The 10,551-nt window shown below is 56.3% G+C and carries 9 protein-coding genes and 2 pseudogenes; 8 read left to right on the top strand and 3 right to left on the bottom strand.

Going from position 1 to position 10,551, the window contains the following annotated elements:
- Nucleotides 1-1,126 precede the first annotated feature (1,126 nt).
- From HJC00_RS31945 to HJC00_RS31980, 8 genes are all read left to right on the top strand, one after another.
- Nucleotides 1,127-2,227: a hypothetical protein gene (locus HJC00_RS31945; RefSeq protein WP_221165191.1), complete on the top strand. Its 1,101-nt coding sequence runs from the start codon at nucleotides 1,127-1,129 to the stop codon at nucleotides 2,225-2,227.
- A 74-nt stretch (nucleotides 2,228-2,301) separates the two neighbouring features.
- Nucleotides 2,302-3,687 (top strand): aldehyde dehydrogenase family protein, encoded by a 1,386-nt coding sequence (locus HJC00_RS31950; RefSeq protein ID WP_221165192.1) that lies wholly within the window; start codon nucleotides 2,302-2,304, stop codon nucleotides 3,685-3,687.
- 1 nt (nucleotide 3,688) lies between these two features.
- Nucleotides 3,689-4,771, top strand: coding sequence for a zinc-binding dehydrogenase (locus HJC00_RS33105; protein WP_221165193.1), 1,083 nt, complete (start codon nucleotides 3,689-3,691; stop codon nucleotides 4,769-4,771).
- A complete protein-coding gene (gene cmdF / locus HJC00_RS31960; RefSeq protein ID WP_221165194.1) occupies nucleotides 4,764-6,380 on the top strand; it encodes a tyrosine 2,3-aminomutase in 1,617 nt (538 codons plus the stop codon). Before HJC00_RS33105 ends, cmdF begins: the two co-directional genes overlap by 8 nt.
- A gap of 54 nt (nucleotides 6,381-6,434) precedes the next feature.
- Nucleotides 6,435-7,205: a prephenate dehydrogenase gene (locus HJC00_RS31965; protein ID WP_221165195.1), complete on the top strand. Its 771-nt coding sequence runs from the start codon at nucleotides 6,435-6,437 to the stop codon at nucleotides 7,203-7,205.
- Nucleotides 7,206-7,241: 36 nt separating this feature from the next.
- Nucleotides 7,242-8,129 (top strand): phytanoyl-CoA dioxygenase family protein, encoded by an 888-nt coding sequence (locus HJC00_RS31970; RefSeq protein ID WP_221165196.1) that lies wholly within the window; start codon nucleotides 7,242-7,244, stop codon nucleotides 8,127-8,129.
- A gap of 2 nt (nucleotides 8,130-8,131) precedes the next feature.
- Nucleotides 8,132-8,614 carry a RidA family protein gene (locus HJC00_RS31975; protein ID WP_221165197.1) on the top strand — a complete coding sequence of 161 codons (483 nt, stop codon included), beginning with the start codon at nucleotides 8,132-8,134 and terminating at the stop codon, nucleotides 8,612-8,614.
- A 279-nt stretch (nucleotides 8,615-8,893) separates the two neighbouring features.
- Entirely contained in the window at nucleotides 8,894-9,388 is a 495-nt protein-coding gene (locus HJC00_RS31980; protein ID WP_221165198.1) for a hypothetical protein, read from the top strand.
- A 145-nt stretch (nucleotides 9,389-9,533) separates the two neighbouring features.
- Here the strand turns inward: HJC00_RS31980 and HJC00_RS31985 are convergent.
- The 3 genes and pseudogenes from HJC00_RS31985 to HJC00_RS31995 all read right to left on the bottom strand — a co-directional run.
- A pseudogene (locus HJC00_RS31985) lies at nucleotides 9,534-9,866 on the bottom strand (integrase core domain-containing protein); the annotation flags it as partial.
- A 143-nt stretch (nucleotides 9,867-10,009) separates the two neighbouring features.
- Entirely contained in the window at nucleotides 10,010-10,264 is a 255-nt protein-coding gene (locus HJC00_RS31990) for a hypothetical protein (protein WP_221165199.1), read from the bottom strand.
- A 21-nt stretch (nucleotides 10,265-10,285) separates the two neighbouring features.
- Nucleotides 10,286-10,429 (bottom strand): annotated as a pseudogene (locus HJC00_RS31995) (transposase domain-containing protein); the annotation flags it as partial.
- Nucleotides 10,430-10,551: the final 122 nt, after the last annotated feature.

A 10,551-nucleotide genomic window follows, 5' to 3' on the forward strand; every position in this document is an offset into this window, starting at 1 on the left:
CACCAAGTGATGCAGGCGTCGGCGATCGGCGAGGGCAAGCTGCGTATAGCATCGGGACATGCCAAAATCTCCAAAGTGAAGCCATTGAAATCATTGGCATGTCGCACTTGGAAATAGAATGTACCCCGCTACAGGCGGAAATCGCATAGGAGTTATTATGGAACATTATTGTAGGCCCCACGGGGCGACATCCACTGGGTTATGTCTGTGGAATACGTCACTGAATTTCGCCTGAGTAGATCAGGCAGAGGCCCCTGCGGACGATCTGTGAGCCCTTTCAGCCGGAAAACCCCGGCGCCAGTCGCAGATGACACAGGCGCGGCGGAAGAGGCCGCTGTTGATCTTGTAGACGTCGGAACCGATAACGGCTGCGGTATTCTCCCGGCGCTCCATACTTCTATCGAGCCAATCACGGGTGCATTGGAGTGTTTTGAGATGAACGCGAGCACACCTGTCAAATGGCAGGAAGCAACCGGCAAAGCGGAGTGACCATTCCGCTCGGCTAAAGCCAAAGAGGCGGGATTGCCTCGAGGCCTGTAGGGTCTCTCGCGTATCCGGCGCGGACCCAACTTGTGGCAATCTCGGAAACTATCTGGACCCGGGGCCGTGTGAGTTGAAACGCTGACCAAGCGAGGAATTTGCACCCCTTGCTCAGGCCCGGCTCAGGCTGCGACTGGTTCCTTGGATCGGCCGCGGTCCTTAGGTCCGAGATGCGCCGCATCTTCTCGTACAGCAGTCAATTGCCTTGCGAACCACGATCAAAGACAGTCTTCATCTACTCAACAATCCGCATGCGTTGATCGCCGACAATGTGTAACTGAACCACCAGGGTTGCCGATTTTTGCGCGCCTCCTGCCCGAAGGCTGAAGTCGTGCCATCACATGCTCGCTTTTTCAATTGTACTCATGCCAGTGCAGTACTGCGATTGCGATACATGTCCTCTCTCATGATATTTGAGCTACACTCGTAACACGTTGATCATTGCCAAAAAAACAATGAAATGGCACGTTGAGAATCTAAAGAGATAACCCCCTATTATTACTTTTACATCATAGCGTAGCTAACTACAAATACGACAACTAATTAGACTTTTTGCAATTCATACCAAATAATGCTGGGGTTCACGGTGAACAAAGCTGAGACTATAGCCATTCTGGATGCACCTCTTGATGCGAAAGTCAATCCCGACGAACTCGTTCGCGCAGCAATGCATTGGCATTTTTCAGCCGAGACAGGTTCGCGGTTTTGGCTAGACCGTCTCGACGGCTTGGGCTTCGATCCACTCACGGAGGTGCGTACGATCGACGATCTGCGCCGGTTTCCGCAGGTGATCGATGGCCTGCGGAACACGCCTGTCGAGGACCTTATACCGCGTGGTTACGACGGAAAGGCCGAGGTGGTCGGAGTGTTCGAGAGTGGCGGCACGACCGGGTCTCCCAAGCGTATCGTGTTTCTCGCGGATTGGATGGAACGCGAAATGGCAATGGCCATGCGTGCCATGGACGAGCGTGATTATCCGTATGGAGTCAATTGGCTGTCTCTGGGCCCGAGCGGTCCCCACGACTACGCGGAACTGACAGGCCAATACGCGCGACGCCGTGCAGGACTCCGCTTCGCAATAGATTTTGACCCCCGCTGGGTGCGTCGCTGTCTGCGCGAGGGGCGAGTTGAAGAGGCAGAGCGATATATGGCGCACCTTCTCGAACAGGTGACCGACGTCTTCTTGCACCAGCGAATCGGTGTTCTACAGGCTCCCCCGCCGTTGCTGCTGCGGCTCGCGCGCGATGAGCGACTCGCACAGTTGGTGCGAGACCAAGTCAAGGTAATCACCTGGTGTGGCACCAGCCTCGACATAGACAGCCGAAATTTGTTGAGGGATGTGATTTTCCCGACCATCCCCCTTTATGGACTTTACGGCAGTACAATGGCACTCAGCGCAGTGTTCGAGCGAGCGCCATTAAGTGATCAAGATTGCATCTTCGACCCTCCATCAGCTCACGTTTCGTTCATGGTCGTCGACCCTGAAACCGGAAGGCCGGTTGACGTTGGGGGCACCGGACACGTGGTCATGCACCACGTCAGCAAGTCGGCATTGCTCCCAAATAATGTCGAGCGCGATCTGGCACGCCGCGTAGCAAGCCCGGGAGGACAAATCGGTCACTCTGTCGCTGACGTGCGACCGGTCCAGGTTTTCAAGAATGAGCCTGTGATTGAGGGAGCATATTAATGTCGGCGAGTTCAGCGACATGCGCAGGTGCCGGAGTAACTCGCGAAGACGAGTCGCGTGTTCCCACCCCCTTGATGATTGATGCTCTCGGCCCCGACAAACCATACCGCAGCAGGAAGCGGGGGCTCATTTGTGATGTCTCCGGGCAAAACGTAGCAGAGTTGACGCATGTACCTGCACTATACATGGCGCGGACACTCGATCGTCTCCGTTCAGAAAGCGGAGTTGCGGCGACCCTCACGCTGGCGGAACGTGACAAGTTGCTCCAGCAGGCGGCCCTGAACTTCGAAACCGCCAGGCTCGGCGGAATTGGTCCCGAGGAGCACCACAGGCTCGTGGCTCTCACCTCTGGCTTGCCAGTCTCGGTCGTGCGTGCAGGAGCTGCCACCGTGGCGGACGCCTGCAGGGGGGCAGTCAAGACCGTTGAGAGTGCCCGGCCGCAAGCTAGCGTCTTGAGTCGGCTGGATATTGCGCCTGGATCTGCAGCCGCAGTGTGGCGCCGGCGAGGACGGGTACTTGGTGTGAATGCTTCAGGGAATCATCCGGCTGTCCATTCGCTCTGGCTGGAGGCACTCGCGCTTGGATATCGCGTGGTAGTTCGACCGTCACATCGTGACCCCCTGACTGCGTATAGACTCGTTCTGGCCTTACGTGCAGCTGGTTTCGCCAACGATGACGTCCTGTTTCTGCCGTGTGATTACGGCGTCGCGGACGAGCTTGTCCGTGGCGTCGACCTCGCCATCGTGTTTGGCGGCGATGCTGTCGTGTCCCGCTACGCGGGAGGGTGGTTGAACACTCCCGTACTGCCGCAAGGCCCTGGTCGTGTCAAAGTACTGATCACCGGCCGGTGGGAGCCCTTTCTCGACCTCGTCGTCGAGTCAGTCAGCGGAATTGGAGGCGCCTCCTGCCTTAACGCCACCGGAGTGCTCATCGAGCAAAACGCTCCTGAGTTTGCCGAGGCCTTGGCTGATCGGCTGTCGCATCTCCGGCCGCTCCCACCAGATCACGAGATGGCGGAGTTGCCGTGCCGTCCGATCGCCGAGGCCAGGACACTCGAAGCATTCCTTCGTCAGCGAGCTGGAAATGCGGTTTCGCTACTCGGTCATGCCGGCATTGTTCACGACTTCGGCAATGGCAGCGCCGCCTTATTGCCTGCGGTGCATTTGGTCCATAGTGCCACGGCAGAGCAGCTGGCAATTGAGCTGCCTTTCCCATGCGCGTGGGTTGCGCCTTGGTCACGATCGCAAGGGACACTCCCGCTCCGTGACTCGCTCGTGGTGGGGGTAGCCACGGACGATGATGCGCTCTTCGCTGCTTTGGTCGAGGAGCCGTCTATCCGCAATATCTACGCACTCGATCGACCCACCTGGTGGCTACCGCCTGGCATCCCGCACGATGGTTTTCTTGCTGAGTTTCTCATGCGAAGCGCCGCAGTAGCGCGGCCACAGGAAGGGAGATAACGTGCGCGCTGTTATTCTGCACGGTCCAAATGATGTTCGCATCGAGGATGTTCCCAAGCCGCGCATCGAGACGCCGACAGACGCGATCGTGCGTGTTGTGGCAGCTGGCGTTTGTGGTTCAGACCTCTGGATGCTGCGCGGAATTGCGCCATTACCACGACCAATTCGAAGCGGTCACGAGTTCGTCGGCATCGTCGAAGACGTGGGTGCGAATGTAATCGGGATCCGTCCCGGTCAATTCGTCGTGGCTCCATTCAACACCTCTGACGGCGGGTGCATGTGTTGTAGGCGCGGTCTGCCGATTGCGTGCGACAATCGCACCTTTTTTGGCGAATTCGGCCTCGACGGCACTGCTCTTGATGGTGGGCAGGCGGAATTCGTCCGTGTCCCATTCGCCGACACTACACTCGTCACGACTCCTGATCGGCCACACTCCTCTCTCATTCCGGCTCTCTTGACACTAACGGACGTCATGTCGACGGGGCACGAGGCTGCCAAGCATGCTGGGTTATCAGAACCCGGATCGAGGGTTGTGATCGTTGGCGATGGCGCGGTTGGACAATGTGCGGTTCTCGCCTGTAGGCGACTTGGAGCGGAGCGTATCGTTGTCATGTCCCGCGACCCACGGCGGCAGCGTCTGGCGCGCAAGCACGGCGCAACGGATATCATCGCGACCCGGGGCGATGAGGGTGCGGCAGAGGTTGTCGAGTTGCTTGGTGGGGGTAGTGCCCACGTGATTGAAGCCGTGGGGACGCTTCAGTCGATTCGACAAGCCATTGGCTGCGCACGCCCTGGTGGCCGGATTGGCTACGTTGGTTTGCCTTGGGGAGTGGAGTTGCCGCTTTGGGAGCTATTCGCCAAGAATCTCGCGTTGAGTGGCGGCGGCGCCAACGTGCGCGCCGTAATGCCTGAGTTATTGCCCGAGGTACTCGACGGAACACTGGACCCGAGTGGTGTGTTTGACGGCGTCTTCGCGCTCGATAATGCGCCACAGGCGTTCGAGGCGATGAATAAACGCCATTGCATCAAGGCGATGCTGGTGCCTCCAGCTTTCATGAACAACGAAGGGACGAAATATGAATAAGGTTGAAGTTAATCACATGGCGATTGTCGACGGTCAAAGTTTGGATATAGCAGCGGTCCACCGCGTCGCCGAGGGCGCACGTTGTTCTGTTGCGCCAGAAGCAATCCGACGAACCGCAAAAACAAGGCAGATGTTTGAAGAAATCGTGCACAGTGGCGTGCCTGTCTACGGTGTCACGACTGGCTATGGTGAGATGGTCTACATGATGGTCGATACCGCCAACGAAGTAGAGTTGCAGACCAACCTGGTTCGCAGCCACTGCGCTGGTGTGGGACCGCTGTTTAGCGAGGCCGAGTCACGGGCCATGGTGTTTGCGCGTCTCAACGCGCTGGCCAAGGGGTATTCAGCCGTACGACCCGAGGTTGTGGATCGCCTCGCACTGTATCTGAACGAGGGTATTACGCCCGCTATCCCGCAGATCGGATCACTCGGGGCGAGCGGCGACCTGGGCCAGCTCTCGCATATTGCAATCACCCTCATCGGCGAGGGTTACCTCCTCCGCGATGGCAAGCGTGTTGCGACTGGACCTGTGCTGCGTGAGCTCGGTATCGAGCCGCTGCAGTTGCGGTTCAAGGAGGGTCTGGCTCTTATCAATGGCACATCGGCAATGACAGGTCTTGGCGCCCTAGTGGTCGGCAATGCCTTGGATCAGGTGCGTCATGCCGAGATCGTCGCCGCATTGGTCGTAGAGGTTATGCAGGGCTCGATGAGTCCGTTCCAGCCCGAAGGTCACGATCTGGCGCGACCGCATACCGGTCAGATCGACAGCGCCTTCAACATGCGCACGCTGATGCACGACAGCAAACTCGCCGTGGAGCATGCCGAATTGCGCCAACAATTAATCCAACTTGAACAGAACACCGATGAAACAGCTTCTGGCGTGCGTCGTACAGACCTTTACCTGCAGAAAGCCTATACCTTACGCGCCATCCCGCAAATAATTGGTGCGGTCCGAGACACGTTGTATCAGGCAAAGCGTACGCTCGAGATCGAGCTTAATTCATCTAACGACAATCCGTTGTTCTTTGAAGGTGAGGAAATTTTCCACGGCGCCAATTTTCATGGTCAGCCGATCGCGTTCATGATGGACTTTGCGACAATTGCCCTTACCCAGCTTGGCGTTCTGTCTGAACGTCGCACTAATCGCATGCTCAACCGCCATCTAAGCGGTGGACTTCCAGAGTTTCTTGTCAAGGGCGAAGCGGGACTAAATAGCGGATTTGCCGGTGCGCAATACCCGGCAACTGCTCTAGTGGCGGAAAACCGAACAATCGGCCCAGCCAGCACGCAAAGCGTACCCTCAAATGGAGACAACCAGGATGTCGTCAGCATGGGTCTGATTGCTGCCCGAAATGCTCGCCGTGTTCTGGACAACAACCAAATCATCTTGGCAGTGGAGTTTCTCGCAGCCGCCCAAGCCGTGGATCTGTCCGGTGCTTATGAACGCCTCAGCTCGGCAGCCAGGACGACATACGACACGGTACGAGCGCTCGTGCCGGCGCTGGAGCGCGACAGATACATGGCGGACGACATCGAGCGTATAGCGGCGGAACTTGCCCGCGGCACTTTCCTGCGCGCACTGCGGCAGACTGGCATAATGCTTCGTTAATGGCAGTGGGAAGTTGCACAATCAACTGATCAGTTGCGCAGCTGGAGTTTGATTATGGCGAAGAGTCTGGGTCTCATCGGGTGCGGGGCGTTCGGCAGTTTCATGTTGCACCATATTGCCCCCTTTTTTCAAGTGCGAATATATGACCGCTTTCGTGATCTTGGGCCGATTGGTCAAAGCTACAAGGTTGAAGTCGGAACACTTGCGCAGGTTGCAGCGGCCGAAATCGTCGTGCTCGCTGTCCCCGTGCAGGAACTCGGCGCGCTCACGCTTGAAATTGCTCCATATCTGCGGCCAGGTACGCTTGTTCTCGACGTCGCCTCAGTCAAGCTCAAGCCAACAGAAATACTTGCCGGGAATCTTCCGACCAGCATCGACATCGTTTCCACGCATCCCCTTTTTGGGCCACAGAGCGGCAAGCAAGGTATCGCCGGGCTGAACGTCGTTATCTGTCCGATCCGTGGTGAGCGAGCGGGATGCGTCGCGCGTTTTCTCAAGGAGATGCTGCAGCTGAAAATAATTGAAACGACGCCGGAGCGGCATGATCGCGAGATCGCATATGTTCAGGGCCTGACACACCTGATCGCCAAGATTCTCGTAGACATTGAACTCACTGACATCCAGCAGACGACGCGAACTTACGATCTGTTGATGCAAAGCGTCGAGATGGTCCGTTACGATTCCGAAGAGCTGTTCCAGGCGATCGAGAGTATCAACCCATTTGTCAGCGAAGCGAAGAAACGCTTCTTCGATTCAGCGCGTCGTCTCGAATCGAGGTTGTCGCGCCACGCTGCGGCCGCTCCGGCGATGGAAGCTCGTGTCTAACACAATCAGTTTTTGAATGAGCGATAGGATAGATTAATGAATGCACTTCACTTGCCGCCTACATCCACCGCCGAAACTGTGGCGGCTGCTGTCCGCGACCATGGCTATGCAATAGTCGACGATCTCGTCTCAAATGAGCTTCTCGACCGCATAGCGCGGGAAATGGCACCGTATATTGAAAATTCGATGTATGGCACCGATGATTTCAGCGGCAAGCTGACAAGACGCACTGGCGCGCTGATTGCGCGTTCACCAGCCGCGCGCGAGCTTGTGATGAATCCTTTGGCGCTCGGAACAGTTGAAAACGTTCTTAGCCATGCAACTACGTTCCAGCTGCATTTGACCCAGATCATCAGCGTGTCTCCGGGCTCCCCGCCCCAGGAACTGCACAAGGATGAACTGGCATGGGACTTCTTTCCATTTCCGCTGAACTATGATGTTCAGTGCAATATCCTTTGGGCGCTCAGTGATTACACGGAAGAGATGGGTGCCACGCGAGTAGTGCCGGGCAGCCATCGGAGTGATCGCAAGGATTACACCCAGGCAGATACCATAGCGGCGGCAATGCGCCGTGGCTCGGCCTTGTTTTATAGTGGAAAGATCTATCATGGCGCAGGTGCAAATACATCCGACCGCCTGCGCCAGGCAATCAACGTCACCTATGCCGTCGGTTGGCTCCGCCAGGAAGAAAACCAATACCTGACGACGCCGTTCGAAATTGCGCGAACACTGCCGGACGAACTCCTGAAAGTTATGGGCTACCAGCTTGGTTGCTTTGCGATGGGTTATGTCGGCGACGCCGAAGATCCGCTGACGGTCCTCCGGCCCGACCAGCCCCGGTCAGTCATGAACACCGCGATTATGGCCAAGCAGGCCGCCCATAACGACGCTGCAGCCAATTTCATGAGTCAGGGATGGGACTGAGCGTGGACGATATCATTCGACGCAATCCCGCTGGAGGCCCGATTGGTCCTGGCGTGTTCAAGGCGTGGGGGTTCTCGCAGTCCGTGTCCTGGATGGGAATGACCCATTACGCCGGCATTGCGCCTCTTAGCGGCGACAATCCGGAAGAGATCGTGTGTATCGGAGCTGGTAGCATGCGCGAGCAGATTACCCATGTTCTCGAAACGCTGGACTTTTGCCTTGCCGCCGACGGGCTCGATAGGCGCCGGCTCTTGAGCTGGACTATCTATGTCACTAGTGCCAAAACCTTTTTCGATGCCAGTGCGATATTGGTCGGCTGGGTTGGCGATTCCATGCCGGCAGCGACGTTGATTGAGGTCTCCGGTCTGGCGCATCCCGATCAAATGATCGAGATCACTGCGGTGGCCGCAAACGCCTCGTCCGCAATGCGCGGTTGCAGGCAGAGGCGGAATGACGAATGTCTGCGTAGTTCCTCGAAAGACTGACTGTGTGGCATGTGATTGGGCTCCGCGGAAAAATCGAAAGTGAAGGAAACCCTTTGAACGCCATCTTTCCACAGGCAGCCTCATGGTTGGGAGACGGCACCTGAACAAGAATTCACACCTTGAAGTACAGAAAAAGTCGAGGGATCATCAAGGTAAAAGGACTTTTTCGGACTGCTATTAACTTCCATATCAGTGCGCAGACGGAACAACTGAATACTGGAGGAGGTTGCAGTCTGAAATGCGAATTCAAGGGATGACTTTACGTGTAGCACATGAGTTATGAAGAAGGTTGGCACCATCAAACGACTCGAAGTAACTACAAGCAAGGAAAAATCGCTATCAGACTCTTTCCGAGAGCTGACGCCCAGAGACAGATCTCAAGTGGTAAAGCAAATTCTAAAGCTTAAAGATCCGATACAAAAGATAAGGTCAGTTGCCTCGGTTGCGAGAGATCTCGACCACTTGAATCGCCGGAAAGATCGATCATCTCTCATTGGCGAAGCATTAAGTAAACTGGGTGCCGATGAAGAGATAGGTCTTTTCGCAGCTTCGGCCATTGTATCGGCTCGGAATCATCTGGAGCCAAAGCACCAAACTAAACTTCAGAAGATCACGCGCAAAAGGCCCGACATAGTCGAAGCGCTCAACCGGGAGATCAACCAACGAGGGTGGAAGCACGATAATTTACTTCTCGATGCATTGCGAGAAAACGAGAATAACGAGCCAGTCGAACTGAAGCGATCGGTCCGCGATGAGGGCGGCCATGGCCTATAAAAGATTTTGTTGGGGTTCGCGCGAGAAACTCATGATGCGTGCCCTTGCAGTCGCAGCTATGGTGGTGGGCTACGCACCTTTATAGCCGCTGACATCGAAGACATAGTGAACCGCGCCGGGTTTGCCGGAGGCTGTCTGGTTTAAGTTATGCAGCCATGGCTGGTTCGTCCAGCATGGCGTAATACTGCTCCTCGGCTTCGGCTGGCGGAATGTTGCCGATGGGCTCCAGAAGCCGCCGATGGTTGAATCAGTCGACCCATTCCAGGGTGGCGAATTCAACCGCTTCGAAGCTGCGCCACGGTCCGCGTCGATGGATGACCTCGGCCTTGTAAAGACCGTTGATCGTTTCGGCGAGAGCGTTGTCGTAAGAGTCACCGACGCTTCCGACGGAAGTCTCGATGCCTGCCTCGGCCAATCGCTCCGAATACTTGATCGACACGTATTGAACGCCCCTGTCCGAGTGGTGAATCAAGTGACCTGATGTGGTGGACGGCTCTCCCTTATGTGACTTCGACAGCCACACTTTGGCACATTGCGATGCCGGGAGCGGAGGCCGTCCACCACATCAGGTCAGTATCCATCCGGTGAGGACCGCGGCAACTATGACTTTGGGCTTGAGATTTAAGCGGTAGGTTTTGGCGGTGCGTCGCCTACCATCCTTCGGGCCTCGATAATGTACTTAAGATTGTCGATGCCGTCCTCGGTGAAGATAACGATGGGCTCGCTCAATTCGGTTGCCGGAAAGCTATCATAGGCACTTAGGCGACCATCTTCAGAGAACATTTCGATAGAACAATCATGCAGGAAGTCCTCGTCCTCGCCCAGCATTTCGGCCACATATTTGAGGGTATACAGCGCGGAGTTACGACGTCCCATTTTCCGATCCGGTTTGTTTTGTCAGGCAGCTTTTTCGACAGTCGCGATCGAGGGAGTCCAATTCCACGGCAACAACGCCTCGAGCCGAGTGATAGGGGTGTCGGCGATGCGGGCGAGCACGTCGGCCAACCACGCTTGCGGATCAATGTCATTGAGTTTGGCGGTTTATGCCGACCGTCGAACTATGCCGAACGAGCAGGTTTATGCCAACGTTTTTCGTGACAAAGCAGTAGCCGGATCGGCATAGCTTAGGCTCTCTCCGTCGCAGTTGACGCAAAGGAGAGCCC

Origin of the sequence: Rhizobium sp. NLR22b, from assembly GCF_019685295.1 — a bacterium.
Taxonomy (GTDB): Bacteria; Pseudomonadota; Alphaproteobacteria; order Rhizobiales; family Rhizobiaceae; genus Rhizobium.

Excerpts from the sequence above, each read along its gene's own strand:
- HJC00_RS31950 (WP_221165192.1), top strand. The coding sequence starts at position 2,302 with ATGATTGATGCTCTCGGCCCCGACAAACCATACCGCAGCAGGAAGCGG.
- cmdF (WP_221165194.1), top strand. The coding sequence starts at position 4,764 with ATGAATAAGGTTGAAGTTAATCACATGGCGATTGTCGACGGTCAAAGT.
- HJC00_RS31965 (WP_221165195.1), top strand. The coding sequence starts at position 6,435 with ATGGCGAAGAGTCTGGGTCTCATCGGGTGCGGGGCGTTCGGCAGTTTC.
- HJC00_RS31970 (WP_221165196.1), top strand. The coding sequence starts at position 7,242 with ATGAATGCACTTCACTTGCCGCCTACATCCACCGCCGAAACTGTGGCG.
- HJC00_RS31980 (WP_221165198.1), top strand. The coding sequence starts at position 8,894 with ATGAAGAAGGTTGGCACCATCAAACGACTCGAAGTAACTACAAGCAAG.
- HJC00_RS31990 (WP_221165199.1), bottom strand. The coding sequence starts at position 10,264 with ATGGGACGTCGTAACTCCGCGCTGTATACCCTCAAATATGTGGCCGAA.